Raw genomic sequence first — 26780 nt, 5'->3', positions numbered from 1 at the left:
GCCGGCCTCCCGGGGGTCCCCCGCCGCCGCGGGGCTCCCCCCGGGGGCCCGCGGGGGCCGGCCGCCCGGGGCGGCCCCCCCCGCCGGGCCCGGCGGCGAGGGGCCCGGACGTGTAGCGCAGGCCGAGCGCCGACGTGCCGCCCATGATCTTCCGTTCGATCCGCGACTTCAGCGGCCGGACGGTGCGGACCACCGCGAACAGCGTCCGCAGCGCGGCCCGCGCGACCGGGCCGCTCGCCTGGATCATGGTGGTGGTGCGGCGGGTGGAGCGCAGAAGCTCCGCGCCGACGGGGACGCGTTCGGCGTCGTAGCTGTCGAGCAGCCGGTCGTCGGCGCGGCCGTGGTGCACGTCGGCGAGCTTCCAGGCCAGGTTGCACGCCTCCTGGATGCCGGTGTTGAGGCCCTGCCCGGACGCGGGGCTGTGCACGTGCGCCGCGTCGCCCGCGACGAAGCAGCGCCCGGACCGCATGGCGGGGACCATGCGCTGCTGGATGGTGAACACCGAGACCCAGGTCGGGGGCTCGACAGTGACCTCGGCGCCGCAGCCGGCCCGGATCTTGCGGGCGAAGCGGGCGGCGAGGGCCGCGTCGCCGGTGTCGCCCTCGTGGTCGGTGTCGCGGGTGTCGACCAGCCGCCACCGGCCGTCCTCCGCGAACGGCACCATCATCACGGCGCCCTCGCGGGTGCGCATCCAGTGGATGGAGTCGGTCGGCAGGTCGCAGCGCACCTCCGCGTCGGCGATCAGCCACGTCTCGGTCTGGTCGCCGCGGAGCCGCAGCCCCAGCTTCTTGCGGACGGTCGAGTGGCCGCCGTCGGCGCCGACCAGCCAGGCCGCGCGGACGGTCTCGGCGGCCCCGCCGGCGCGGACGAGCTCGGCGGTGACGGCGTCCCCGTCGTCGGAGAAGCCGGTGAGCCGCGTCCCCCACTCGACCTGGACGCCGCGGCGGGCGGCGGCGTCCCGCAGCACCTGCTCGGTGCGGGTCTGGTCGATCATGACGGAGTAGGGGTGCCGGGTCGGCAGCCGGTCGTAGTCGGCGTCGAACCGCACCAGCGGGCGGCCGCTCTGGTGCAGCGTGAGGTGCTCGACCCTGCGGGCCCGGGCGAGCATGGCGCCGAGGACGCCCATCTGGTCGTAGGTCTCCAGGGTGCGGGCGTGGACGCCGAGGGCGCGGCTGGTGGCGGCGGGGCCGCCGGCCGCGTCGACCAGGCGCACGGACAGGCCGTGCCGGGCCAGCTCGTGGGCGGCGGCCAGGCCGACCGGGCCGGCCCCGACGACCAGCACGTCACAGGTGGGGGCGGTGGGGGGCATTGCGGCTCGCTCTCGCGTTCGGGTGCGGGGGGGACGGGTGGGCACCGCTCGTCGCGGGCCCGGTGAATCCGCGGGCGGGCAGGGCGTCCGCCTGGGACGCCCTGCCCGCCCGTTTCGGGGACCGTGCGGTCGCTATCCGATCTGCCAGCCGTCGACGGCCTTGGCCAGGCCGGAGATGAGCGCGATGAAGTCCTGCCGGGCCTTGTGGAACATGTCCGGGTCGACGAGTCCCTGCGCCTGGTCGAAGTACTCCTCGGCCTTCTGCGTCTGGTCGTAGAAGATGCGGACGAACGCGAGCACCACGTCCAGGACGGCGTGGTACTCCTTCTCGTAGACCGCGCGCACCTGCTCCTCGGAACCGGGGTCGGCGAGGATGCGGTCGGCGGCCTCCGCGGCGAGCGACCCGCCCTTCATGGCGAGCATGCAGCCGGTGGAGAACAGCGGGTCGACGAACGCCGCCGCGTCCCCGACCTGCAGGAACCCGGGCCCGCTCATCTCGGTCGAGCTGTACGACCAGTCCTTGGCGGTGCGGACCTGCGCCACCTGCGTGGCGTCCTGGAGCAGCTTCTTCATGAAGCCGGTCTCCTCCAGCTGCCGGTGCAGGAACCGCTCCGGGGTGAGCTCGGACGCCGCGAACACCGCGCTCGGCGCGACGAACCCGACGCTGCACGTGCCGTCGCTGAACGGGATCATCCACAGCCATCCGGGCGGGACGGCCTCGACGAGGATGTTGCCGGCGTCGTTGCCCTCCAGCCGGCCGCCGCCCTGGAAGTAGGTCCAGACGGCGAGGTTCTTCAGGTCCTCGTGCCAGATGACCGTGTCCCGGTTGCGGGCCATGAACTTCGCCTGGCCGGACGCGTCCAGCACCAGCGGCGCGCGCACCTCGACGAGCTCGTCGTCGCGGGACGCGCTGTACAGCAGGCCCGTGCAGCGGCCGTTGCTGAACACGGCCTTGCGCGCCTGGGCCTCCTCGATGACGGTCGTGCCGAGCCGCCGCGAGTGCATGAGCAGCATGTTGTCGAACTCGGCCCGCTTCACCTGGTAGGCGGGCGGGTCGAACTCGCCGGGCTCGATGACGCCGGCGTAGAGCTCGTCGAACCGGACCGTCCACGGCTCCGGGGTGGCGCCCCACACCAGCGTCACGCCGCGCTTCGGGGTGGCGCCGAGGTCGGCGAGCGCCTGCCCGGCGCCGAGCTCCTGGACGATCGGCATCACGCCGGGGATGAGCGACTCCCCGATGTGGTAGCGGGGGAACTTCTCCTTCTCCAGCAGCAGCACCCGCCGGCCGCGCTTGGCCAGCAGCGCCGAGGCCGTGGCTCCGGCCGGGCCCCCGCCGACGACGACGGCATCGTACGTGTCAGGCATTGACGAACCTCCATTGTTCCCGGATGGCGAGCGCCTTGCGCCGCGGCTCCTCGGATGGCGTTACCGTGCGGAATTCGGTGGCGTTCACGGCCGGTCGGCAGAACCGGCGTGCACGACCCGGTAGGTGTTCCAGTCGGCGGAGGTCGTCAGCGCGTACCGCTCGATGTCGGTCGCGCGGCGGGCGGCCGGCCGCCGGTCGTCGGGGACGGTGCGGAACGCGTCGTAGGCCTCCTTGCCGGACCACTGCGAGTAGACGACGACGAAGGAGTTGTCGGGGCCGAGCGTCTGCAGCTCGCCGACCCCCTTGGGGCCCCGCGCGCGCACACCGCGCAGGACGCTCTGCGACCGGTAGCCGGGGGTGTCGACGAGCCATTCGTGCGCGGCGCTGATCGAGGAGATCAGCGCGCCCTGCCGCTCCGGCTGCACGTCGAAGATCTCGACGACCGTGTAGTCCTCGCGCTCCGGGGAGATCTCGGGGACCTTCCCCGCGTCCGGGTGGCACTGGCTCAGCTCGACCTCGGCCTGCAGCAGCCGGCCGTAGGTCATGATCTCCAGGAAGACCGACATGTCGCGGTGCTTGAAGACCTCGCCCGCGTACCACGACTGGAGGTCCTCGACGGCGCGCCACTGGATGAAGTTCAGCGTGCCGAGCCTGTCCTCGCCCAGGTGGACGGTGCTGGAGATCCAGCCGGGGTAGCCGACGCTGTCGACCACCTCCATCGTCTCCTTGAGCAGGCGGTCCCGCTTCTCCGTGGTGTCGGTCTTGAACAGGTTGATGACGGTCAGGTATCCGTCCTCGGGATTGATGAACGGCATGCTCTCCTCGCCTTTCCACCGGGGGATGTCAGCGCGCTCGCCGGCCGCGGGCGGCCGGGGCCGGTCCGCGCGGCCGTGCGTCAGAGGGGCTCGTCGGCCTGGTAGGGCGGCGCGGGGTAGTACTGCAGCCGCCACTGCACCTCCCGGGCGTGGTCCCGGCCGTGCAGGCGGCCCACGATCCACAGCGCCATGTCGATGCCCGCGGAGATCCCCTGGCTGGTGATCAGGTCGCCGTCGACGACGTACCTCGCGTTCGGGACCACGGTGACGTCGTCGAGGGCCTGGAGGCGCTCGGTGTAGGCGTGGTGCGTCGTCGCCCGGTGGCCGCGCATCGGCCCGGCCTCGTGCAGCAGGAACGCGCCGGTGCTCACGCTGGCGGTCCACGCGGCGCTCGCGGCGGTCTTCCGGATCCAGTCCTTGACGGTCGGGTTGCCGAGCTCGCGCAGCACGCCGGCGCCGCCGGGCACCACCAGGACGTCCAGCGGCGGGTGGTCGTCCAGGGTGTGGCTCGGGACGACCCGCATGCCCTTCTGGCAGCTCACGGGGCCCGGCCGTTCGGCGATCAGCGCGGAGGAGTCGGCCCCGTCGCGCAGGATCGAGGAGACGGCGAACACCTCCCACGGACCGGTGAAGTCCAGCTCGTCCGCGCCGTCGAAGATCAGCAGCCCGTAGCCGGTCATGTGCGCCTGCCTTCCGTCGTGGACCGGAATCGATCGCGGTGTTCGGTGGGGGGACGCCGTGCCCGTCCGGCGCCGGCCGGCGGCATCGCCGACCGGGGCGGTGAACCGTCCGGAGAACACGCTTTATGGATTCCAGGTCGATTCTGAAACCCCGCACAGTCGACGAATTGGTCCGTATTTCCCGTGCATCCCCAGCGTGCGTCGCGGCCGCCGGAGTGTCAAATGTGTCGGCCGCCGCCGCGAATAGGCGAGGGTCATCGCGAGGGCGCGCGTTCAAGTGCGCACACGGCATCGGTTGAACGGCATGGCCGAACGCGCGCGGGCCCGCCCACGCCCGCGTCATTGCGGGGTGGACTTCCGCGGAAAACCGTGCGATGGGCGGCGTCGAACTGCGATGCCCGAAGTGCGATGCCCGAAGTGCGATGGCCAGGGCCGAAGTGCGATGGGCGGGGCCGAAGTCAGGCGACGTATTCCTGCACGGCCGCCTCCGGCTCCCGGGCCGGCCGAATGAACGACAGCAATGGCCAGGTGGCGAATGTCGTGATCAGCGCCATCAGCACCAGGACGGTGAAGAGCCGCCGGCCGATGATCCCGTCGGCGAGCCCCACGTTGAGCGCGATCAGCTCGGTCAGGCACCGCGTGTTCATGAGCGCCGCGACCGTGGCGGACTCCCGCGGCGGCAGCCCGCAGAGCCGGGAGATCCCGTAGGAGGGCACCAGCTTCCCGGCGCAGGCGACGACCACCACGATCCCGAGCAGCAGGAGGGCCTTCCCGTGGACCGCGCCGATGTTCAGCGACAGGCCCGTGACCACGAAGAAGAGCGGCAGCAGCAGGCTCCCCACCTGGTCCATCGCGCGCAGCACGTCCGCGTCGGGCGCCCGCTTCCCGCCGTGCATCGCCAGGCCGGCGAGGAACGCGCCGAACACCGGGTGCAGGCCGAGCGAGGCGGTCACCCAGGCGCTCCCCATGGCCAGCGCGAACGCGACGGGAGCCGGGCTGGACAGCACCGACCGGCCCCGGTCCGTCCACCACGCCAGCGCGGGACGCACGACCACCAGCATCACCACGACGAACCCGCTGACCAGCAGGATCGTCACCGGAAGCGGGAACCGGCCGGTGCGGCCGCTGCCGATCAGCGCCGCGGCCAGCACCAGCCAGGCCAGCGCGTCCATGATCCCCGCCGCGGCGGTCGCGACGACGCCGGCGGTCGTCCTGGCGAGGCCGCGCTCCCGCACGATCGCCGCGAGGACGGGCAGCGCGGTGATGGACGTGGCCACGCCCATGAACAGCAGGAAGGAGCGGCCGTGGCCGCGCATGCCGAGGTCGGCGAACTCCGGGTGCAGGAGCAGCACGCACGCCATCCCGAGCGCCATCGGCACCAGGAGCGCGCCCAGCGCGAGCAGCGGCACGACCCGGCCGTGCCCGCGGATCGCGCCGAGTTCCAGCTCGTACCCGACCGAGAACATGAAGACCACGATGGCGACCTGCGACAGCATGGTCAGGTAGGGCAGCGCGTCGCTCGGGAACAGCCGGCCGTCGAGATGGCCGGGCAGTCGTCCGAGCAGGCTCGGGCCCAGCAGGATCCCCGCGATGATCTGCCCGACGACGGCCGGCTGACCGCACTTGCGCGCCGCCGCGCCGAGCAGCGTGGCGGTCACGAAGACCAGCGCGATATCACCGATGACCACGGCCACTACCGGTTCCAATGGACGACCTCGTCTCGCATCTCGACGAATTGCCGGGAGCCCGTTCGGAAACGGTGGTGAATTCCGGGTGAACGACACTCCTCGCGACTTCATCGGAAGGCTAGGCAGGGGATTCGGCACTGTCCATTTCGTGCCCGCCGGTGCGGGCGGACGCGTGAACGCCGCGGTCATTTCGGCGGATCGGCACCACCGGATTGTGCGCGTCCGCCGGAGCCGCCTGGCCTGGTGGCGTCCACGCGTTCAGGCGCCATTCGGCGTGCGCGGGCCACCATCGGCCACGAAGAGGATTTCCCGGAGGCGGGCGCGGCGAAAGGGAGGGCGGACGGCGACGGAAAGGCCGATTCGCTCAGGCCTTGATGAAGCAGTCCCCCAGCGCCACCTCGAGCCGGTCGAAGGCCTGGTCGGCGGCCGTCGCGAGCATCCGGACGATCTCGTCGCGCGGCCGGCCGTCCAGCACGCGCCGGAAGGCCTCCCCGAACAGCACGCGGTGGACCGACGCGAGCTGCGCGACGACGATCCGCTGCAGCGGGTCGTCCTGCCCGGTCTCGGCGGCGATGGCGTCGCCGAGCGCCTGCTCGCGCAGGTCGGCGATCTCGCGCACCCGCGCGGTGAGGATGCGGCTGTTCTGCACCATCTGGGCGAACGCCGGGGTGGGGACGGCGTCCTCCGCGGCGATCCGGGCGGTGAAGTCGCGGCGGATCGCGGTGAGCGCGTTCTCCCCGGCGGGGCGCGCGGTGACGGTGTCGGCCAGGCTGCGGATGATCACCTCGGCCCGGTCGAAGACCAGGTCCTCCTTGCGGGGGAAGTAGTTCGTCACGGTCATCTTGGACACGCCGGCCGCGTCGGCGACCTCGATGATCTTCACTTCGTCGAAGCCCTTGGCCTCGAACAGCCGCATCGCGACGTTCGAGAGGGCCTGGCGCGTCTCCTGCTTGCGACGCTCCCGCAGTCCCATGGCCATGGCAGCACCGTAACACAAAATATGTCAGACCAGAATTCTAGGTCTGACCAGTGTCCTTGCCTTGACATAAATTTTGGCCCGTCGTACGTTCGTGCCGTGCCGCGACGGCCCGCGGTGCGGCGTGCAGCGAACCCCCAGGCTCCTAGCGAGGTCACGATGTCGATACTCGGAACGGCCGGCCGCGCCTGCTTCCGTCACCGCTGGACCACCTTGCTGGCCTGGATCGCCGGCCTGGCCTGCCTGGTGACGCTGTGGCAGCTCTACGGGGCCAGCCCCGACAACGACGTCAACACCAGCGACCCCGGCCAGACCCTGCTCGACCGGCACTTCCCCCAGCAGTCCGGCGACCGGCTCACCGTCGCGATCAAGTCCGCGGCGCCGGTCACCGACGCCGCCGTGCGTCCCCGGGTGCAGGCGGCGCTGGCGCCGCTGCGCACCGCGCCGCACGTGTCGGGGGTCAGCGACCCGTACGCGCACGTGTCCCGCAACGGGCACATCGCGTTCGCGACCGTGCAGTTCACCGAGCCGGGCACGTCGCTGCCGACCAGCGAGATCAAGAAGCTGATGAAGCAGGCGACCGAGGCGTCCGGGCACGGCGTGACGTTCACGCTGGGCGGCGACGTCGTCGACAAGATCGACGCGCCGTCCGGCGGGTCCTCCGACGGGATCGGCGTCGCGGCCGCCATGATCGTGCTGCTCATCGCGTTCGGGTCGTTCCTCGCGATGGGGCTCCCGGTCGCGACCGCGCTGTTCGGCATCGGCACCGGGCTGTCGCTGCTCAAGCTGCTCGGGCACCTGTTCCCCGCGCCGTCCTACTCCCCCATCATCGCCACCGGCATCGGCCTCGGCGTCGGCGTGGACTACGCGCTGTTCATCGTCACCCGGTTCCGCGACGAGCTGCGGGCGGGGGCCGATCCGGAGACCGCCACGGTCACCACGATGCGCACCGCCGGACGCTCCGTGCTCACCGCCGGGATCACCGTCGTGATCGCGATGCTGGGCCTGCTCGCGCTGCGCGAGTCGCTGATGAACGGGGTCGCGGTGGCCGCCGCCGCGACGGTCGCGATGACCGTGCTGGCCTCGATGACGCTGCTGCCCGCCTTCCTCGGCTTCACCGGCACGCGGCTGGCGAAGCCGTCCCGGTTCACGTTCCGGCGGCGGCGCACGGGCACGGACATCGGCGGCGAACCGAACGCCGCCGGACGGTGGGCCTCGTTCATCCAGCGGCGGCCGGTGATCGCCACGGTGAGCGCCCTCGCCGTGATCCTGGCCCTCGCCGCGCCGGTCCTGTCCATGCGCCTGTCGATGCCGGACGAGTCGACACAGCCGCGCGGGTCGATGAGCTACGCGACGTACAAGACGATGTCCGAGGGGTTCGGCCCCGGCTTCGACGCGCCGCTGATCGTGGCGGCGAAGCTCCCGTCGCGGGCCGCCGCGCCGGACGCCGCCGCCCGGATCGCGGGCGCCCTGCGGTCCCGGCCCGGGGTCGCCGAGGTCACGCCGCCCGTCGTCGCGTCCGACGGCAAGGCCCTGATGATCATCGCCTACCCGACCACCCAGGAGCAGGCCGCGGCGACGAACGCGCTGGTGAAGACCCTGACCTCCGATACGCTGCCGCGGGCCACCGCCGGCACCGGGGTGCACGCCTACCTGACCGGCCCGAACGCGGGGAACATCAGGTTCACGAACTTCATCGGGCAGCGGCTGCCGTGGGTCATCGCGATCGTCCTGGTGCTGTCGATGCTGCTGGTCCTCGCGATGTTCCGGTCCGCGGTGATCATGGTCACCGCGGCGGTGATGAACCTGCTGTCGATCATGGCCTCGTACGGGGTGCTGACCGCCGTGACCCAGTGGGGCTGGGGCGGCGGGCTCGTCGGCTTCCCGGAGAAGATGCCGGTCACCACCTGGGTCCCGGTCTTCCTGTTCGTGATCCTCTTCGGGCTCTCGATGGACTACCAGGTGTTCCTGCTGTCCCGGATCCGGGAGTCCTGGCTGGACGGCGACACCAACTCGGCGGCGGTCTCGCGCGGCCTGTCGGTCACCGCGCGCGTCATCTCCGCCGCCGCCGCGATCATGGTCGTGGTGTTCTTCGGGTTCGTCGCGACCGCCGACGTCGCGGTGAAGCAGATCGGCCTCGGCCTCGGGGTGGCGGTCCTCATCGACGCGACGGTCGTGCGGCTCGTCCTCGTGCCCGCGGTGATGGAACTGCTGGGCCGGGCGAACTGGTGGATGCCGTCCTGGCTGGACCGGGTCCTGCCGCGGGTCGAGGAGCCGCTCGCCGCGGAGCCCGCCCCGAAGCCGACCGCCGCCTGATCCCGGCGGCCGGCCGGCCGCCGGGACCCGCGACCGCGCCGGGACCGCGGATCCCCTTTCCCTTTCACAGGCCGGAGGCGGACGGGTTGATCACCTGGGCCCGCGAATCGAGTTCCTGGGCGAAGTCGCTCCACATTTGCGAGTAGTGACGGGCGAGCTGCAGGACGGTCGCGACACAATGCGGCGGAACCGCCGCGGCCGGATCCGGATGGGCGAGGCTGACCGCATTGATGTGCAGCAGGCGGAGCATGCCGCGCCCGCGTTCGCTGCTATGCAGCGACGGGTCACGGGAAAGCCGCTCCACGATGACGGACGGATTGGCGCCCCCGGCGGTACGCGGCCCCCGGGCCGGACGGCCGGCCGCGCGCACCGCGGACGCACTCCTATTTCCTGGTTCGGTGCCGCGGCCCGCGGCCGGCTTTTTCCGTACCGGCGGCTCGCCGCGTTCCAGGCGCTTGCGCACATCGAGGACCGTCGCCGGGGACATCCCGACCGCGCGGGCCACATCCCGCAGTGACGCCTCCGGCTGCTCGGTGAGCAATTCCGCGGCGCGCTTCCTGGCCTCGCTGGTGTCCAGCGGCCGGACCTTTCCGTCCCTTCCGACGCGCGCGTCCGCCTGCTTCGACTGTTTGGCCGACCGGCGCCGAATGGACGCGATGGTCTTCGGCGCGAGACCGGCGACCTCCGCGATGGCACGGTCCGACATGTGCGGATGCGTGGAGATGATCCGCTCGGCGGCGGCCCGGCGGTCGGCCTGCCGCAGCGGAAGCCCGTGCGCGATGTTCTCCTGGACGGCGCGCAGGAACATGTCCGCCTCGCTGTCCTCGGTGAACACCACCTCGATGGTCTCCCGGCCCTGCAGCGACGCCACCATCAGACGGTGCATCCCGTCGATGACGCGCATGGTGCGCCGGTCCACCAGGATGGGCGGGAGCGGTGTCTCCATCTCGGCGAGCCGCGCGACGTGGGCACGGTCCACACCGTTCAACCGCGGCGAGTCGCCGGCCCGGAGCGAGACGATCGGCACGGTTTCCATCGAGCTCTGATCTCGGTATCCCGAATGATGCGGATGATCACCTGGGCGGGTCATGACTGCTCCCCTCTGGAATGGGCGCCATAGAACAGTCTCACTCCCGCGCTTTGCCTTCCGCTGGTGGCTCTGCTGACAGAGAACTGCCGTACCCGGCAATCGCGGCGTGACCGTTTTTCCTGATCAGGAGAGTGCCCCGGTACGGCCCCGCCCGCTAACTGCCGTAGTACGGTCGGCGTGCACGGCAAAGAACCCGCTTAGCACGGATAGTTAGGTGGCGATTTTCACACCGGCGACCGCTTGCGACAAGTGGACGGGGGATGAATCAGAAGGGCGGCATGACTGAAATACGAGAACATGAAGCCCTTAATGGAAGCGCACCTTACCACAGGGTAACCCTTTGATGACCCGCACCTGAAACCGGGCCTGCGATCCGCCTCACCGGCGAAATCTCTGATAGGGACGTTGATCTTCGCCGCCACCCAGGCCCACGTCCGGACAACCCCCTTGACACCGACCAACGAACGATATCAAGCAGGACAACTAATTAATCTTTCAACCACCCGCCGCCGAACAAGCAGATAACCACCGGAACACCTTCGTAACACACCATTTTCACAGCACGAGAGAACGCCGAAGACAGAACTCCGACGACCTTTATACAGACGGAATCTCAACACAGAAATCGCGAAATTCAAGCGACTCGAAATAGGCCGAAATCCGCAGATGACAACCACCCCGAACCGGCGGGCGGCCTCCCACCTCAGGCAGCGTGACCTGCTACAACGCGCCACCCAGGTCCAAGCCGACCGTCCCGGAAGCCCGCCCGCGGCGGAGGCCGGGAATGCACCCGCTCCGTTCCGCAGCGCACCGAAGATGGGACCGTGCCAATCTGGACCGCTACAAAGAGGGCATTGCCGGGCGCCCCTTCCGGCGGCGCGATTCGCGACGTCCCGTCAGGCACCCAGCTCGGCGTCCAGCTTCGCCAACTGCGCGTCGTAGATGCTTCGCAGCCCCTTCGGGGCGAAGGTGCGCTCGAAGAAGCCGCCCACACCGCCGGCCCCGTCCCACGTCGTCCGCACCTGGACCCGAGCGCCTCCGGTCGCGGGCGACACCTTCCAGGTGGTGACCATCGAGGAGTTGGCGTCCTTCTCCACGAGCGTGTCGGCACTGGGGGCGCTGACCGAGAAGAGGCAGTCGCGCACCCGCTTGCTCGTGGCGGCGAGCTTCCAGTGCACCACCGTGCCCTCGCCCTGCCCGCCCTCACGCACGTCGTACTCGCTGTAATGCTCGGTCAGCATCCTCGAACGCACGCCCGTGTAGTCCGCGAGCGCCGCGAACACCTGCTCCGGGCTCGCCTTGAACGTCTTCTCCGCGGTGACCACGACCTGTCCCATGCCCCTCATCCTGCCGCACCCCCTCCACGGACGCCGCACGACACCCCAGACCCGCACCCCGACCGGAACGAGGCGACGCTATTCGCCCTCGGCCACCATGACGCGCTCCGCCGCCCGCCTGCGCAGATCACGGGCCTCATCCGGCCTCGCAGTGCGTTCCAGCAGGTCGGCCAGGTTGAGCATGACCTGGCTGTTGGCCTCGTAGTCCTCGTCCCGATCACCGGGGTCCTCATACGCGACCATCTCCTCCAGGGCCGTCCGATACCAGCCCTCCGCCTCGCCGTCCCGGCCCGTCCGCTCCAGCAGCAGGGCAAGGCGGTTGCGCGTCGCCGGGTGATAGAGGCTCTCGGTGGCCTGCCGGTACCAGTGCTCCGCCTCCTGCAATTCCCCGTCCTCCTCCAGGAAGATGCCCAGGTTGTAGGCGGCGGTGGACTGGGAGCCCGTTTCGGCTGCACGGCGCATCCAGGCGACGGCCTCGGCTCGGTCGGTGTCCTCCAAGCAGAGCGCCAGATCGTTCATCGCCAGCGTGTTGCCGCGCTCGGCGGCGACGCGCAGCCAGCGCGCGGCCTCCTGAGGGCGGCCGAGCTCTTCGCAGCAGCGCCCCAGCAGGTACGCCGCATGCGCGTGGTCCGCCTCGGCGGCGCGGCGGAGAAGGGGTTCGGCTTCGGCGTACTCCTCACCGAAATACAGGGCCTCCGCCTCTTCGTATATGTCCTGCATGATCTGGAACTTTAGGGTGCGCGTATGGATTTCGACGCTGTCCGGACGTTCGTGGCCGCCGCCGACGCGGGGCAGTTCCAGGAGGCCGCCGCCGAGCTGGCGGTCACGCAGCAGGCCGTCTCCAAGCGCATCGCCGCGCTGGAACGCGCCCTCGAGGTGCGGCTGTTCACCCGCACGCCGCGCGGTGTCGAGCTCAGCATCGACGGGCAGGCGTTCCTTCCCCACGCGCGGGAGCTGCTGCGGGCCGCCGACCGGGCCGTCGCGTCCGTGCGCGCCGGGCGCCGGCCGCTGCGCGTCGACATCATCAGCTCGCGCGGCGCGGCGTCGGGGCTGATGCGCGGGTTCCACCGCGCGCACCCCGAGATCGACCTCGACGTGGTGATGCTGCTCGGCATCGAGACGGCCGTCGACGCCATCCGGTCCGGCGAGATCGACGCGTCCTTCCGGGCCGTCGCGGCGCCCGGCCGGCCCCTGCCGCAGGACGTCGAGTCCGTCCGGGTGCTGGACGAGCCGCTCGAACTCCTCACCGGACCCGCGCACGCGCTGGCGTCCGCGCGGTCGCTGACCCTCGCCCGGCTCGCCGGGCACCGGATCTGGATGCCCGGCATCGTCCCCGGAAGCGAGTGGGCCGCCTACTACGACGACCTCGTCGCCGAGTTCGGCCTCACCATCGAGGCGACCGGCCCCAACTTCGGCTCCGACGCGCTCCTCGACACCGTCGCCGACACTCCGGCCCTGGCCACCTTCATGGGCGCGCGGACCCGTCTCGTCTGGCCCGCCGGGCACGGCCTGCGCCGCATCCCGGTGACGGACCCGATGCCCGTCTACCCGCACTCGATCCTGTGGCACCGCGACAACGGCCACCCGGCGCTCGCCGTGCTCCGCGCCCATCTCGCCGCCGCCGGGCGCGGCCACGACGCCGCCGGGACCTGGACGCCCGGCTGGGCGAGCCGCTCTAGCCGACGGTGACGGTGAGGCGTTTCGGGTTGCCGTCGCTTGCGGCGCCGGACACGTCCGGCTGCCCGTCCGGGCAGACGTCGTCGTAGGGGAAGGCGTATCCGATCGGGGTGTTGGCGTGCAGGATCCGGGCCCAGTGGTTGGTGGTCGGGTCCTGGTAGTAGTCCGGCTCCCGGGTGCCGTTCGGCTGGTCGGCGCTGCTGAGGATCGTGCTGCGGTTGAACGCGGCGGCGATGCGGGCGAGCAGCCCCTTCTTGATGTCGGAGTCGCCGGGGTTGTTGGCGAACGGCCCGTCGTTGCAGGTGAAGATGTCCTTGGACGCGGGCCGCGCGAACGTGCTCCCGTCGTTGAACGTGAGCACGCCGCCGTTGACGCGCCCGGTGTAGACGCCGCGTCCGCCCTGGACGTCCACGCGGAGGTCGGTTCCGGCGTACTTGTCCCACACCCGGCCGACGTAGCCGTCCCAGTACGAGGAGAAGGCGCCGGGGTTGCTCGCCATGTGGTCCTGCGGTGCGACGACCCGCAGGACGCCGCCGCCGTTGCGGATGACGAGCCGGTCCCAGGGCTGCCCGTCGGCGTTCGCCTGGGCGGCGAGGGCGCTGGCGACCGCGTCGACCGCTCCGGCGGGCGCGGGCGCGACCGTGTGCGTGGAGTCGCCGGCGAGGTCGAGCCCGATCGGCAGCGCGGTGAGCAGGTCGACGTAGGAGATGTTCGCGAACAGCTGTGCCGGGTTGAACGTGAATTCGCAGAACGACCAGGTCTTCAGGTAATTGGGGTCGGACGGGTTGGCGAACGCCGGCTCGACGAGCGCGGGCCCCGGATTGACGAAGAAGTCGAGCCTGTCGTTCTTCACGAAGTAGATGCGGGCGGCGTACATCTGGCCGAGGGTGAGGTTCGCCTCGCCGCCGGCGGCGACGGGGATCGAGCAGTCGGGGAGCGGGGTCTGCGGTGCGGAGGGCGACGCGGGATAGTACGGCGTGCTGTCGGCGCGGAGCAGCATCAGCCGGCCGGTGCCCTGTTCACGGCCGGTGATGTAGGCGTTGACGGGAGCCGTGCCGTGGTTGGCGAGCGTGAGCCCGCACGTCGAGGGCGCCGCGAGCGCGGGCCCGCCGAGCAGGCCGCGTCCGAACGGGACGGTGAGCGCGGCCGTGCCGGCCGCTGCGAGGAACGATCTGCGGGTGACCAACGGAGACTCTCCTGGCGGGGGTGGGGACGGTTCGCCGTTGTGATGACACGCGCGTCTCAGGAAGAGATGTCGACGGTCTTCACGGTCGCGGACGGCGCCGTTACTGTCAAGAGTCTTTCCAATTAACCCGGACCGGCGCCCCGCAGCCCGTTGACGGCCTTCAGCAGGCGTCTTCGGCCGCGTCGCCGGGGCCGTGCAGGTCGGAGAGGTCGACGTGCTCGGCGACCTCCTCGACGTCGCGGCAGTAGGCGATCAGGCGCCCGCGGCGGGTGAGGAGGAACCAGGTCTGGCCGGCGCGCGCGTCGGGGTGGCGGGCGCGGGCGAAGGCCACGTCGGCGTCGCCGAGCCGGACGGCCTCGACGCGCAGCCCGTCCGGCCCTTCGAGGTGGCCGGCGTGAGGCATGGGGGAAGTGTGCACCAGCCGGCGCGATCCCACCAGGCCCGATCGTGCTCAGCGGGCGCGGATGCCGTCGAGGATGAGCGCGATGACGTCCTCGGACTCGGCTTCGGTCGCCGGGGAGTTCCATTCGGCGGCGTGCATCGGATCGTGGTAGCGGCTGGTCGCGTTGAGGACGGCCCGCGCGATCGCCTCCGGTTCGCCGGCCGCGAAGTCGCCGCCGGCGATCCCGTCGGCGACGATCGCGCGGATCAGGCCGACCAGGAACTCGACGTGGCCGGACGACACGCTGCTGTGCTCCGCCGCGAGGACCCGGAAGGTGGCGAACAGTTCCGGGTCCTCCCTGGCCTTGGCCCATTTCGCGGCGAACATGGCGGTGAGGAGGCGGCGCAGCCGGTCGGGCGGGGTCGGGCCGGAGTCCTGGGCCGCTGCGGCGAAGTCGTCCCGCACGCGGTCGAGCCAGCGGCGGATCACGGCCTCGCGCAGCGCCGCCTTGGACGGGAAGTGCCGGTACACGCTCCCGTGGCTCACTCCGAGGAGCCGCGCGACGTCGAGGACCGTGGTCTTCTCCGGGCCGTGGCGGCGCAGCACCTCCTCGGTGGCCGACACGATCGTCTCCGCGTCGAGTGGCTCCCCGCGCATCAGGCCTCCTCATCGGGCTCGCCGGAGGCCGGCGCCGGGCGGGCCTCCACGGCGGAACGTACGGCACGGGACTGACGGAAGCCAAACCCCGTCGCCCGTCATCTGGATGACAATAATTGAAATCTGTCATTCGTTGGTTGTACCGTGTGCCGCGAGCGCGCCGGACCACGGCGCGTTCCGACCGCGCCCTCACGGGCCGCGGCGACGCCACCGACACGAGGAGCACCCATCAGCACCCCCACAGCCACGTTCGCCGGCCGCACCGTGTCCCGGATCGGCTACGGCGCGGCCCAGCTCGACCGCCTGCGCGACCGCCGCGGCGAGGCCGTCGCGCTGCTGCGCCGCGCGGTCGAGCTCGGCGTGAACCACGTGGACACCGCCGAGTTCTACGGCTTCGGCTTCGCCAACGCCGTGATCCGGGAAGTCCTCCGTCCAGGCGACGGCGTCCTGGTCGTCACCAAGGTCGGCGCCGATCCCGACCCGGGCGGGCGCCTCCCGCTGCGGACCGCGCAGCGGCCGGAGCAGCTCCGGGCGAGCGTCGAGGACAACCTGCGCAGCCTCGGCGTGGACCGGCTGCCGGTGGTGAACCTCCGGCGCCTCGACTCCGGTCCCGGCCTGCGCGCGGAGGGCGACCAGGTGGTCGACCTCGACGACCAGCTCGCGGTGATGACCGCGCTGCGCGACGAGGGCAAGATCGGCGCGATCGGGCTGAGCAGCGTCACCCTCGACGGCCTGCGCCGCGCCCTGCCCGCCGGGATCGCCTGCGTGCAGAACGCCTACAGCCTCGTCTCCCGCGACGACGAGGACATGCTGCGGCTGTGCGCGGCCGAGGGCATCGCCTGGGTGCCGTTCTTCCCGCTCGGCGGGGCCTTCCCCGGCCTGCCCAAGGTCACCGAGGAGCCGGCCGTCCACGCCGTGGCCGGGTCGCTGGGCGTCACGCCGTCCCAGGTCGGTCTCGCCTGGCTGCTGCGGCACGCCCCGAACGTGCTGCTGATCCCCGGGACCGCCGACCTCGCCCATCTGGAGGCCAACATGGCGGTCGGCGACATCGCGTTCGACGACGACGCCCTCGCCGCCCTCGACGCCGTCGAGTCCCGCTCCAGCGAGGTCCCGATCGGCGAGCCGGGACGGGCGTCGTGAAGGCGGTCGTCTACCGCGGCAACGGCGGCCCCGACGTTCTCCGGCTCGTCGACCGCGACCTGCCCGCGCCCGGCCCGGGCGAGGTCCGGGTGCGGGTCGCCGTGTCCGGGGTGAACCCGGCCGACGTGCAGGCCCGCTCCGGCGCCGCCCTGCGGTTCCCGGAGGTCACCCCGCACCTGGACGGCGCGGGCGTGATCGACGCCGTCGGCGACGGGGTCGATCGGAGCCGGGTCGGGCAGCGGGTCTGGGTGTTCCTGGCCGCCGCCGGACGGCCCACCGGCACCGCCGCCGAGTTCACCGTCGTGCCCGCCGAGCAGGCCGTGCCGCTGCCGGACGGGATCGGGTTCGAGGTCGGCGCCTCGCTCGGCGTCCCCGCGCTCACCGCGCACCGCGCGCTCACCGTCGCCGAGGACGGCCCGCGCCGCCTGCGGCCCGGCGCGCTCGACGGCCGGGTGGTGCTCGCGGCGGGCGGGGCCGGGGCGGTCGGGCACGCGGTGATCCAGCTCGCCCGCTGGGCCGGCGCCACCGTGATCGCGACGGTCAGCGGCCCGGAGAAGGCCCGGCTGGCGGCGGCCGCCGGCGCCCATCACGTGATCGGCTATCGCGCGGGCGACCCGGCGGCCGGGATCCGCGCGATCGCCCCGGACGGCGTCGACATCGTCGCGGAGGTGGCGCTCGGCGCGAACCTCGCCCTCGACCTGGCGGTGCTGCGGACGCGCGGCACGATCTCGACCTACGCCAACGACGGCGGCAAGCCGGTCGAACCGGACGTCATGCGGGCCATGGTCCTGAACGCGCGCCTGCAGTTCCTGGTGCTTTACACGGCCGGTCCGGACGTGCGCACCGCCGCCGCCGAAGACGTCGCCTCAGCCGTCCGCGACGGTGCTTTGCCGGTCGGCGAGGAGCACGGCCTGCCACTGCGCCGCTTCCCGCTCGACCGCACCGCCGACGCGCACCGTGCGGTGGAGGGCGGCGCGGTCGGCAAGGTCCTGGTGGACGTACCGGACTAGTGATCCGCAGGGCGCCGAGCGACGAGCGCATCGATGCGGTGAGCGATCCGGAGCGGTTCCTGCGGGAACCGCGCGCGGAGCAGCTCGGCCAGGTCGGCGTCGAACGCGGTGATCCGGTCCGGTGGCAGGGTGGCGCCGATGCCGCTGGAGCTGCGCATGCGTCCCCGCCACGCGCGATGGGTGAAGGGGACGACGGTGTCGAAGGCGAAGCCGTGCAGGCCCTCGAAGCCGGCCGCGGCCAGCTCGTCGCGCCAGTGCGGGTTCTCGGCCAGGCCGCCGGCCTCGGGCCAGTCGGGGTTGTAGGCGCGGGCCAGGTCGAGGCTGGCGGCGCCGACGCTGCCCGGTTCGATCGAAAAGTCGCGGTAGCAGATGACCAGCGCGCCGCCGGGGACGAGCAGGCGACGCGCCTCGGCGACGGCGCGCGGACGGTCCAACCAGTGCCAGCACTGGCCCGCGCTGACCACGTCCCACGCCTGGCCGGGCAGTCCGGTGTCCTCCGCCGGAGCCCGCCGGTAGGACACCCCGGCGCCGCGCCGCTCGGACACCCCGGCGCCGCGCCGCTCGGACACCCCGGCGCCGCGCCGCTCGGACGCCCCGACGCCGCGCCGCTCGGACGCCCCGACGCCGCGCCGCTCGGACGCTGCCGCGTCGCGCCGCTCGGCCTCCGCGAGCAGTTCTGGGGCGACATCGACCCCGACCACCGTGCAGCCGGCCGCAGCGAACACGCGCGCGAGCACTCCGGTCCCGGTTCCGACGTCCACGACGCGCTGGCCGGGCAGCCCCACTCCGAGGGCGGCCAGCCTGACGAACAGGTCGGACGGAAATTCCGTCCGGTATCTCGCGTAATCGTGCGCCGTCGGACCGAAGTTGACCGCCATCCCGCCATTGTCCGCCGAACGGCCCGGGTGGTGAATGCCCGCCGCGCTCGCCCGGCAGGCGGGCACGAGGCAGGACGGGCGCGCGAGCTGTCGTCCGATTCGACCGTCTTCCTGACGATCAGTGGTTCTAGGCTGTCCGGCGTGACCTCTGGGCAGACGGTGATCGACGGGCGCTTCGAGCTGCGGGGACGGCTCGGCAGCGGCGGGATGGGGACGGTCTGGCGCGCGTTCGACCTGGCCCTGCACCGCGAGGTCGCGCTGAAGGAGGTGCGGCTCGCCGGAAGCGACGCGGCGGAGGACGACCCGTCCGTCGCGGAGATGATGCGCGAGCGGGTGATGCGGGAGGCGCGCGCGCTGGCCCGGCTCCACCATCCGAACGTGGTGACCATCCATCACATCGTGGACTCGCCCGACATGCCGCACCCGTGGCTCGTGATGGAACTCGTCCCGGGGCGGTCCCTGCAGGACCGGCTGGCGGACGGGCCGCTGCCGCCCGCGGAGGCGGCGGCGATCGGGCGCGGGATCCTGGCGGCCCTGCGCGCCGCGCACGCGGCGGGCATCTGCCACCGCGACGTGAAGCCCGCGAACGTCCTGCTGCGCGCGGACGGCACGGCGGTGCTGACCGACTTCGGGATCGCGGTGCTGGAGGAGGCGTCGCGGGTCACGGCCACCGGCGGGCTGGTGGGGTCGCCGGAGTACATCGCGCCGGAGCGGCTGCACGGACGCGAGGGGGACCCGGCGTCGGACCTGTGGTCGCTCGGCCTGCTGCTGTACGTGGCGGTCGAGGGCCGGAACCCGCTGCGCCGGCCGACGGCCGTGGCGACGCTGGCGGCGGTCATGGCCGCCCGGATCCCGCCGCCGCAGCACGCCGGTCCGCTCGCGCGCGCACTGCAAGCACTGCTGGTGCCCGACCCGGCGGCCCGGCCGACGGCGTCCGAGCTGGACGATCTGCTGGCGCAGGCGGCGGACGCCCGGCAGAACCCGGCGCCTCCCCTGCCGCCCCCGCCGCCCGTCCACCCGGTCGGCCCCGGGACGAACCCGAGCGGGTTCTCAGGGACCGCGGCCTCGGCGCCCGTGCGGCGGCGCCGCCGGACCGGGCTGATCGTCGGCGCGATCGTCGTGCCCGTGGCCTGCGTGGCGGCGGTACTGCTCGTGACGGCCGTCATCTTCGTCCCGAGGCTGCTCAAGGAGGCCGAGGGCGCGGACGCCGGCGCGGGCCTCCCGTCCGGCACCGTCACCCCCTACGACGCGGAGGGCCCGGGCAAGGCCGCCACCGGACCGAAGACCCTGCTCACCCCGGCCGCTATCCGCAACGTGATCAAGAAGTTCGAGGCGGCGTCGGGGTCCCGGCAGTTCGCGGGCATGACCGTCTACGCGGACCGCGCGAACGCCGACGCGCCGGTCCGCGGCCGCCGCGGCGCGTTCGACAACTACACCTACGAGAAGGGCGCCGACGCCGCCGTCAAGGCGCGTCCCAGCATCGGCGTCACCGACGACGCGAAGGTGAACCTCAACGGCTTCAACTGGGACGCCCTCCCGGCGCTCATGAGCCGCGCCGCGCGCACACTGAAGGTGCCGAAGCCGACGAACAAGTACGTGATCATCAGGGCGTCCTGGGCCTTCAACGGGGACCGGCCGACCATGATGGTGTACCTCACCGACGACTACGGGGGCGGCTACCTCGCGGCGAACGCGCAGGGCAAGGTCGTCACGACCGTCCCGGCCGACTAGCGTGCCAGCGCCGCAGCTTGTCCGGGTTCAGGGTGATCCAGACGGCGGTGACCGCCGGGCCGGCGGTGCTGACGCCCACCACCGCCACGGCCCGTCCCGTCCGGTGCAGGAGGAGTCCCGTGCGGCCGTTGACGGACCGGACGGTCACGCCGGTCCGGGGCCGTCCGGCCAGCAGGGCCGTCATGAAGCGGGCGACGGCGTCCGCGCCGTGGGCCGGGTGGGCGGCGGCGCGGACCTTGCCGCCGCCGTCGCTGACCACCATCGCGTCGCCCGCCAGGACGTCCTTCAGCGCCGCCGTGTCCCCGGCACCGCACGCGGCGGCGAACCGGCGCACCACGCGGTCGTGCCTCGCGAGCAGGGCCGCGTCGGACTGGTCGCTCTCGGGGTGGCGCCGCAGCCACGCGGTGACGGGATCGACCGCGGGGCGCCCGGACGGCGGCCGGCGATCCGCTTCTTCCGGCACGGGCACGGGCACGGCGTCGCCGCCGCCGCGGACGCGGACGCCGCCGGCGAGCAGGCCCAGGCAGATCCCGCCCGCCACCCGCGTCAGCCATGCCCGGGGCACCGCGATGGCCGCGCGTTCCGCGTCGTCGAGCGCGTACCAGCGGCGGTACGTCTCGTGGACGATCCGGTCGGCCGCGTCCGCGCCGAACATCCCCTCCGCGATGTCCAGCAGGTGCCGCCGCTCGTCGAGCATCTCCGCCAGCGACACCGTCCCGTCCGGGCCGGTCACCGCCGCCCGTCCGGGGAGCGGCCGCCGGACGCGGCGGTGATCTTGGCGGGGTTCATCATCCACAGGATCCGGCCGATGCCCTGCTCGGACGCGTCGACGGTCAGGACGGTGAAGGTCGCGCCGTCGCGCCGGAGCAGGGCGGCGGCCTGCCCGTTCACGGTCGCCCACTCCACCTCGACGCCGTCCCAGAACCGGTCCGCGAACGCCCTGACGTACTTGGCGACGCGGAACGCCCCCACCACGGGGAAGCGGGACGCCCGGGCCGCGCCACCGCCGTCGGAGTAGCTGACCGCGTCCGCCGCGAGGAGGTCCTCCAGGGCGGCGAGGTCGCCGGCGCGGGCTGCGGCGACGAAGGCGGCCAGCAGCCGGCGCTGCTCCGCGCCCGTCACCGGCGCCCGCCGCTCGGACCGCAGGTGCTTGCGGGCCCGGCTGACGAGCTGCCGCGCCGCCGCCTCGCCGACCTGCACGATGGCGGCGATCTGCGGATACGGATAGTCGAACGCCTCCCGCAGGACGTAGGCGGCGCGCTCGGTCGGCGACAGCCGCTCCAGCAGCATCAGCACCGCGAGGTTGAGCGCCTCGCCCCGTTCGGCGCCGAGATGCGGGTCGGCGCCGGTGTCGACGGGCTCGGGCAGCCAAGGGCCAATGTAGGTCTCGCGCCGGACCCGCGCGGACCGCAGGACGTTGATCGCCAGCCGCGTCGCCGTCGTGGCGAGGAACGCCGCGGGGTCGGCCACGGCGGCGCGGTCGTAGGTCTGCCAGCGCAGCCAGACGTCCTGCACCAGGTCCTCGGCCTCGGCGACGCTGCCGAGCATCCGGTACGCGATGCCGAACAGCCGCGGCCGCACCTCGGCGAAGACCGCCGCGGCGCACTCGAGATCGCCCGCCGCCTCCGCGCCGCCGGGTGCCACCGCGTCGTCGTCCGCCTGCGGGTCGTCGTGCGCCGGTTCGCCGTCCGCCACCATGGTCGCCCCCATTCCGGATCGCGGGGCGGTCCGGTAGCACCAGCCCATCATGCGTCGCCGCGTCCTGCGAGCGGAGCGGTCCCGGCCGGGCCGGGCGCCTCCTCGCGGAAGTCGATCTTGCGGTGGGTTCCGTCGCAGAGCGGCTTGCCGGAGGAATGCCCGCAGCGGCACAGGGTCATGCGGTTGCGGGTCTCTAGGGGCCGCCCGTCCGCGCGGTGCACCGGCACGCCGCCGGTCACCCACAGCGCGCTGGCCAGGCCGTCCTCCTCTTCGAGGACGGAGATGGCGGGCGGGAGGTCGGGCTCGATGGTTTCGCCGCCGCGCCGCAGGGCGTAGCTGTAGGAGCCGGACGGGCAGCGCTCGATCCGCCCCATGACGTTGGAGCGGACGTCGCTGTCGCCGGTCTCGGCGAGCATCTCCGCGATCGGCCGGGTGCGCCCGATGCAGAACGCGGCGTGGATGCACAGCTCGCCGACGCGCTGCGCCGAGATGTCCACCCCGTCGTGCACGTGCTGCAGCTCCTGGTAGGGCCGGACGTCGGCGGTCTCGGTGCCGTCGAACCCGATCCGGCCGTGCGTCCCGTCGCAGAACGGCTTGGACCGCGAATGGCCGCAGCGGCACAGCGCGTAGACGGGCTCGGTCGGCAGCGGGTCGCCGGTCTGCCAGGTGAGCGCGGCGTTGTCGTCGGCGGAGACGATCTTGAGTTTGCGGCGGAGCGGGACGCCGCCGTAGACCAGGTACGGGCCGTCGGGGAGCACGTTGACGCGCTGCGGCTCGTCACCGGCGGCCCATCCGCGCTCCTGCGGCGGGACGTACTCGAACGTCGGACCGGCCGTGGTGCCGTCGCCGTCGGGCGTCCGCATCAGCGCCTGGGCCTGCGCCTTCAGCCTGTACATCGTGGCGACGGCGACCGCGAGCAGCCGCGGGCTGCCGTTGAACGCCTGCTCCAGCAGGTGCAGGAGGGTGCAGTAGGTCCGGTTGAACTCCTCCTGCGCGGTACGGATCGCGCTGCCCGGCGCATGGTCGGCGATCTTCGGGTTGGGCCGCATCGGCAGGACGCCGGCGAAGTCCACCCCGACCGGCTCGCCGGTCGGCCCGGACCGCGGGGTGTCGCCGCGGCGGTAGCGGCGGCCCGTCCTGAGCTCCTGGAAGCGGTAGTAGTGGGCGACCTCGTCCCGGTCGGGATGGTGGACGTCGGGGTCGCCGTCCCAGACCGCGCCGCGGGACGTGCCCTCCCCCTCCTCGACGATCTCCTCCAGCGCGGCCAGCGCCGAGGCCAGGTCGGTGACGGCGATCATCCGTCCGGCGGTGTGCCGGAAGTGCGCGGCGCCGATCTGGCGGGCCGGGTCACCGGCGAAGACCGCCGCCTCGCCGAGCCGGTCGCACAGGCCGCGCAGCCCCGCCTCGATCGCGTCGTAGAACTGCCCGATCGTCTCGTAGCCGTCGCCCTCGGCCGGGGCGCCGGGCGGCGCCGGCTGCTCCAGGCGCAGGAACATCTCCAGCGCCTCGTCACCGAACGGCAGCAGCGACAGCTCCAGCGACGGCGCGGCGTGCGGCAGCCGCCGGGGATGCGGCGGCAGCAACTCCGGCGCGTCCAGCCGCGGGCTGCCGCCGACGGCGTTGAGCAGGTTCGCCGCCAGCGTCAGGTGCAGCATCTCTTCGATGAACACGCCCGCCACCGCCTCGACGGCCTCGGGGTTGCGCTCCGGGTCGAGCGAGTAGAGCGCGCACAGGTACGGCGGCAGGGTCGCATGCTCCAGCTCGATCGCCCACTGCAGGTGCTCGCGGAGATCATCGATCGTGGCGATCCCCGGCGGCGGGACGGCGGCGGGGGTCTGCCGCCGCCCGGGCGTGCGGGCCGCGCCGAGGAGGTTGCGGAGCTCGACCTCCTCCCGCTCGACGTCGGCCGGGTCGAACAGCCACTCCTCGGCCGGCAGCTCCGCCACCCGGCCCGGGTCGCTCGACTCGGCCAGGTCGAGCTCGGCCTCGACCTCCGCCTCGAACTCGATCTCGAACTCGTCGCCGGTCGGCGTGCTCATCTGTCCTCCGCACACGGTTCGTCGGGATGGCCGCCCGGCCGGACGCCGTCGCGGCGCCGGCCGGGTGTCACTTGGCGGGGTTCGCTGCCAGCCAGTCGGTGTAGGTGATCTCGCCGAGGGTCGCGGCGCCCTCGTCGGGGACCAGGTCGCGTTCGCGCATCTCGGCGCCGAAGTAGTGCGCGTGCGGATCGGTCACCACCTCGCGCGGATCGCCCCACGCCGCCAGGGCCTTGCGGAAGAACTCATCCATCCGCGACACCTCCGGACCGGCGATCTGGATCCGGCCGTTCAACGGCGCACCCGCCGCCGTCCGCGCCACCACCGCCGACACCTCCGCGCCCGCGATCGGCTGGAACAGCACCGGCGGCATCGGAACGGTGTCGCCCCCGGCGGCCGCCTCGTCGGCGATCCGCCGCCCGAACTCGAAGAACTGCGTCGCGTGCACCAGCGAGAACGGGACCGGCGACGCCTCGATCAACCGCTCCTGCGCGACCTTGGCCCGGAAGTAGCCGATGTCGGGCCGCCGATCGGTGTTCACGATCGTCAACGCCACATGGTGGCCCACACCCGCCTTGCGCTCGGCCGCCAGCAGGTTGCCGGTCGAGGTGGTGAAGAAGTTCAGCACCGCCTCGTCCTCGAAGGACGGCGAGTTGGACACGTCCACCACCACCGACGCGCCCTCCAGCACCTCCGCCAGCCCCTCACCGGTCAGGGTGTTCACCCCCGTGTTCGGCGCCGCCGGCACCGCCTCGTGCCCGTGCTCGCGCAGCAACTGCACCGCCTTCGACCCGATCAGCCCGGTACCGCCGATCACCACGACCTTCATCACGAACCCCTCTCGTCCGCCGGGCCGTCGGTCACCACCCGGTCGCCAGCTAAGACACGCCACCCCGCCCACCTGTGACAGCCCCGCGAAAGATTTCCTGAAAATGGCGCAGGGCCGCCGGACCGGGTGGTCTGGCGGCCCTGTTCGGCCGGTTCATGGGGGGTTATGCCTTGTTGAAGGTGTGCTTGGCCCACAGGTACAGCACGACCTTCTCCCCGCTCTTGTCGCGGTAGGACTTGCGCAGCCCTTCCGCCTGGATCGCCAAGTTCGTCATCGGGGGGCTCCTCAACAGAGGCGGGGGGTGGGGGTTAGAGGCTGCGGGCGGTGATGTCGCCGTGGTCGGTGGTGGCGTCGATGGTCAGGCCGGTGGTGCCGTCGTTCTTGAGGCTGTTGGTGACGCGGCCGTAGGAGGTGCGGGCGTCCAGCGCGGCCGAGACACCGGGGGCGGCGCCGACCGAGACGTCCCCGGAGCGGGTGCGCAGTTCCACCCGGCCGCCGGCGGCCTGGGTGATGCGGATGTCGCCCCGCGCGGTGCTGATCCGCGCGGACCCGTTCAGCCGGCCGACCTCCACGTCGCCGTCGGTCGCGGTGAGAGCGACACCCGCAGCCTCGTCGATCTTGATCTGCCGGTACGCGCCGTCGAAGGCGACCTCGCCGAGCCGGCCGACGCCGCGGAACTCGGTGGCGGAGGCCTTGGCCTCGACTTGCGAGCCGGCGGGCAGCTGCACCGTTACCTCGATGGAGCCGGAGCCGCCGAAGTACTGGCCGCCGGTGGCGGCGCGGACGTGCAGGACGCCGTCGGCGAACTCGACGGTGGCCTGCTCGGCGGCCTTGACGTCGCGGCCCTTGGCCGGGTTCACCGGGCGGACGTCCACGACAGTATCGGTCCGGTCGGCGGCGATGACCTGCACGCGGCCGGCCGGGACGTCGAACGCGGCGGTGATCGGGGCGGGGGTGGCGAAGGTGTTCATCGTGCTGCTCCTTGCTGAAGGGGCGGGCCCCTGCGGCCCGCTCGTTTCTGACAACGCAAACGCTACGTTGCTTTTCCAATCTCAGCAAGGAGTCTGTTGCGCGAGAGCAGCGTCATTGCAGGTAGTTCGTTAGATTTCGTTGCAACGGCTGGAGAATCAACGCAATGAAGCAGTGCGACTTGTTGCAATGGACGGGGAGTGAACGCTATGGTGAGGGCGTCCGAGGAGCATGAAGGAGGCCGTGATGCCGGGAGGCAGGCTCACCCAGCAGGAACGCCAGCAGATCGCGGTCGGGCTGGCCGACGGCCTGGCCTACGCGGAGATCGCCAGGCGGCTCGAGCGTCCGACGTCGACGATCACGCGCGAGGTGATGCGCAACGGCGGCCCCGCCGGGTACCGCGCCGACCTGGCGCACCGCGCCACCGAGCGCCGCGCCCGCCAGCGCAGGCAGGCCGCGCCCCGGGGCGCGGAGGCGCCGGCGCAGCCGGACGGCCGCGACCCCGAGGCCGTGCGCGAGTTCGAGGAGACGCTCACCACCGTCTTCATGGCCTCGGGGACGCCCAAGATGATGGCCCGGGTGATGGCCTGCCTCTACGCCACCGACTCCGGCAGCCTCACCGCGTCCGAGCTCGCCGGGCGGCTCCAGGTCAGCCCGGCATCGGTGTCCAAGTCGATCACGTTCCTGGAGGAGCAGGGCCTCGTCCGGCGGGAGCGCGCCGAGGGCCGCCGGGAGCGCTACATCGTCGACGACGACATCTGGTACCAGTCGCTGGTCGCCAGCGCCCAGGCGCTCGTGCAGGTCAAGGAGGCGATGCGGCAGGGCGTCACCGTCCTCGGCCCCGGCACGCCCGCGGCCGCGCGCCTCGAAGGCGGGGCCCGCTTCATCGACTTCGTCAGCGAGAACCTGCTCCGCGCCGCGGAGCAGGCCCGCGATGTCCTCCACACCAGTGCCGAGGCGGCCTCCGACGGCGCCGCGGAGCCGAGCCCGGCCGGAAGGTGACCGGGCCC

At 72.6% G+C, this 26780-nt stretch carries 24 protein-coding genes; 6 read left to right on the top strand and 18 right to left on the bottom strand.

Features of this window, described 5'->3' with window-relative positions; translation table 11 throughout:
* The 6 genes from AB0C78_RS41475 to AB0C78_RS41450 all read right to left on the bottom strand — a co-directional run.
* A partial coding sequence (locus AB0C78_RS41475; protein ID WP_360759148.1) for an FAD-dependent oxidoreductase occupies positions 1-1309 on the bottom strand: 1309 nt, incomplete at its 3' end.
* A 132-nt stretch (positions 1310-1441) separates the two neighbouring features.
* Entirely contained in the window at positions 1442-2674 is a 1233-nt protein-coding gene (locus AB0C78_RS41470) for a tryptophan 7-halogenase (RefSeq protein ID WP_151541934.1), read from the bottom strand.
* 84 nt (positions 2675-2758) lie between these two features.
* Entirely contained in the window at positions 2759-3490 is a 732-nt protein-coding gene (locus AB0C78_RS41465; RefSeq protein WP_360759146.1) for a hypothetical protein, read from the bottom strand.
* An 80-nt stretch (positions 3491-3570) separates the two neighbouring features.
* On the bottom strand, positions 3571-4170 hold the full coding sequence (locus tag AB0C78_RS41460; RefSeq protein WP_360759144.1) for a DJ-1/PfpI family protein: 600 nt from the start codon (positions 4168-4170) through the stop codon (positions 3571-3573).
* A 458-nt stretch (positions 4171-4628) separates the two neighbouring features.
* The gene (locus AB0C78_RS41455; RefSeq protein ID WP_360759142.1) at positions 4629-5864 is read right to left on the bottom strand and encodes a cation:proton antiporter; all 1236 of its coding nucleotides are present in this window, start codon (positions 5862-5864) and stop codon (positions 4629-4631) included.
* A gap of 358 nt (positions 5865-6222) precedes the next feature.
* Positions 6223-6837, bottom strand: coding sequence for a TetR/AcrR family transcriptional regulator (locus AB0C78_RS41450; protein ID WP_360759140.1), 615 nt, complete (start codon positions 6835-6837; stop codon positions 6223-6225).
* Between the two features lie 156 nt (positions 6838-6993).
* Here AB0C78_RS41450 and AB0C78_RS41445 point away from each other — a divergent pair, with 156 nt between their 5' ends.
* The gene (locus AB0C78_RS41445) at positions 6994-9150 is read left to right on the top strand and encodes an MMPL family transporter (RefSeq protein WP_360759138.1); all 2157 of its coding nucleotides are present in this window, start codon (positions 6994-6996) and stop codon (positions 9148-9150) included.
* A gap of 64 nt (positions 9151-9214) precedes the next feature.
* Here AB0C78_RS41445 and AB0C78_RS41440 read toward each other — a convergent pair whose 3' ends face one another.
* From AB0C78_RS41440 to AB0C78_RS41430, 3 genes are all read right to left on the bottom strand, one after another.
* Positions 9215-10240, bottom strand: a complete 1026-nt coding sequence (locus AB0C78_RS41440; RefSeq protein ID WP_360759136.1) for a streptomycin biosynthesis regulator — start codon at positions 10238-10240, stop codon at positions 9215-9217.
* 896 nt (positions 10241-11136) lie between these two features.
* A complete protein-coding gene (locus tag AB0C78_RS41435) occupies positions 11137-11577 on the bottom strand; it encodes an SRPBCC family protein (RefSeq protein WP_360759134.1) in 441 nt (146 codons plus the stop codon).
* A gap of 78 nt (positions 11578-11655) precedes the next feature.
* Positions 11656-12297: a tetratricopeptide repeat protein gene (locus tag AB0C78_RS41430; RefSeq protein WP_360759132.1), complete on the bottom strand. Its 642-nt coding sequence runs from the start codon at positions 12295-12297 to the stop codon at positions 11656-11658.
* 24 nt (positions 12298-12321) lie between these two features.
* Here AB0C78_RS41430 and AB0C78_RS41425 point away from each other — a divergent pair, with 24 nt between their 5' ends.
* On the top strand, positions 12322-13266 hold the full coding sequence (locus AB0C78_RS41425) for a LysR family transcriptional regulator (protein WP_360759130.1): 945 nt from the start codon (positions 12322-12324) through the stop codon (positions 13264-13266).
* On the opposite strand, the gene AB0C78_RS41420 is transcribed toward AB0C78_RS41425, so the two are convergent.
* The 3 genes from AB0C78_RS41420 to AB0C78_RS41410 form a co-directional block, all read right to left on the bottom strand.
* Entirely contained in the window at positions 13253-14440 is a 1188-nt protein-coding gene (locus AB0C78_RS41420) for a beta-1,3-glucanase family protein (RefSeq protein WP_360759128.1), read from the bottom strand. The two genes, AB0C78_RS41425 and AB0C78_RS41420, sit on opposite strands and share 14 nt — an antisense overlap.
* 160 nt (positions 14441-14600) lie before the next feature.
* Entirely contained in the window at positions 14601-14843 is a 243-nt protein-coding gene (locus AB0C78_RS41415; protein ID WP_360759126.1) for a hypothetical protein, read from the bottom strand.
* Positions 14844-14891: 48 nt separating this feature from the next.
* Positions 14892-15479: a TetR family transcriptional regulator gene (locus AB0C78_RS41410; protein ID WP_360759124.1), complete on the bottom strand. Its 588-nt coding sequence runs from the start codon at positions 15477-15479 to the stop codon at positions 14892-14894.
* Between the two features lie 264 nt (positions 15480-15743).
* On the opposite strand from AB0C78_RS41410, the gene AB0C78_RS41405 reads away from it, so the two are divergent.
* Both AB0C78_RS41405 and AB0C78_RS41400 read left to right on the top strand, forming a co-directional pair.
* The gene (locus AB0C78_RS41405; protein ID WP_360759122.1) at positions 15744-16619 is read left to right on the top strand and encodes an aldo/keto reductase; all 876 of its coding nucleotides are present in this window, start codon (positions 15744-15746) and stop codon (positions 16617-16619) included.
* On the top strand, positions 16616-17629 hold the full coding sequence (locus AB0C78_RS41400; protein ID WP_360759120.1) for an NADPH:quinone reductase: 1014 nt from the start codon (positions 16616-16618) through the stop codon (positions 17627-17629). Before AB0C78_RS41405 ends, AB0C78_RS41400 begins: the two co-directional genes overlap by 4 nt.
* Here AB0C78_RS41400 and AB0C78_RS41395 read toward each other — a convergent pair.
* Positions 17626-18507, bottom strand: coding sequence for a class I SAM-dependent methyltransferase (locus AB0C78_RS41395; protein ID WP_360759118.1), 882 nt, complete (start codon positions 18505-18507; stop codon positions 17626-17628). The two genes, AB0C78_RS41400 and AB0C78_RS41395, sit on opposite strands and share 4 nt — an antisense overlap.
* 141 nt (positions 18508-18648) lie before the next feature.
* On the opposite strand from AB0C78_RS41395, the gene AB0C78_RS41390 reads away from it, so the two are divergent.
* The gene (locus tag AB0C78_RS41390) at positions 18649-20238 is read left to right on the top strand and encodes a serine/threonine-protein kinase (protein ID WP_360759116.1); all 1590 of its coding nucleotides are present in this window, start codon (positions 18649-18651) and stop codon (positions 20236-20238) included.
* On the opposite strand, the gene AB0C78_RS41385 is transcribed toward AB0C78_RS41390, so the two are convergent.
* From AB0C78_RS41385 to AB0C78_RS41365, 5 genes are all read right to left on the bottom strand, one after another.
* Positions 20216-20971 (bottom strand): hypothetical protein, encoded by a 756-nt coding sequence (locus tag AB0C78_RS41385; RefSeq protein WP_360759114.1) that lies wholly within the window; start codon positions 20969-20971, stop codon positions 20216-20218. The genes AB0C78_RS41390 and AB0C78_RS41385 overlap by 23 nt on opposite strands.
* A complete protein-coding gene (locus AB0C78_RS41380) occupies positions 20968-21936 on the bottom strand; it encodes an RNA polymerase sigma-70 factor (protein ID WP_360759112.1) in 969 nt (322 codons plus the stop codon). Before AB0C78_RS41380 ends, AB0C78_RS41385 begins: the two co-directional genes overlap by 4 nt.
* A gap of 47 nt (positions 21937-21983) precedes the next feature.
* Positions 21984-23975 carry a ferritin-like domain-containing protein gene (locus AB0C78_RS41375; RefSeq protein WP_360759110.1) on the bottom strand — a complete coding sequence of 664 codons (1992 nt, stop codon included), beginning with the start codon at positions 23973-23975 and terminating at the stop codon, positions 21984-21986.
* Between the two features lie 67 nt (positions 23976-24042).
* On the bottom strand, positions 24043-24801 hold the full coding sequence (locus tag AB0C78_RS41370; RefSeq protein WP_360759108.1) for an SDR family oxidoreductase: 759 nt from the start codon (positions 24799-24801) through the stop codon (positions 24043-24045).
* Positions 24802-25109: 308 nt separating this feature from the next.
* Positions 25110-25772 carry a DUF4097 family beta strand repeat-containing protein gene (locus AB0C78_RS41365; RefSeq protein ID WP_360759106.1) on the bottom strand — a complete coding sequence of 221 codons (663 nt, stop codon included), beginning with the start codon at positions 25770-25772 and terminating at the stop codon, positions 25110-25112.
* 244 nt (positions 25773-26016) lie between these two features.
* On the opposite strand from AB0C78_RS41365, the gene AB0C78_RS41360 reads away from it, so the two are divergent.
* A complete protein-coding gene (locus AB0C78_RS41360; protein ID WP_360759104.1) occupies positions 26017-26772 on the top strand; it encodes a helix-turn-helix domain-containing protein in 756 nt (251 codons plus the stop codon).
* Positions 26773-26780: the final 8 nt, after the last annotated feature.

The organism is Actinomadura sp. NPDC048394 (assembly GCF_040651755.1).
GTDB lineage: Bacteria > Actinomycetota > Actinomycetes > Streptosporangiales > Streptosporangiaceae > Spirillospora > Spirillospora montaniterrae.
Note: the sequence above shows the minus strand (reverse complement) of the source record. Positions and strands in the feature narration are given on the sequence as shown.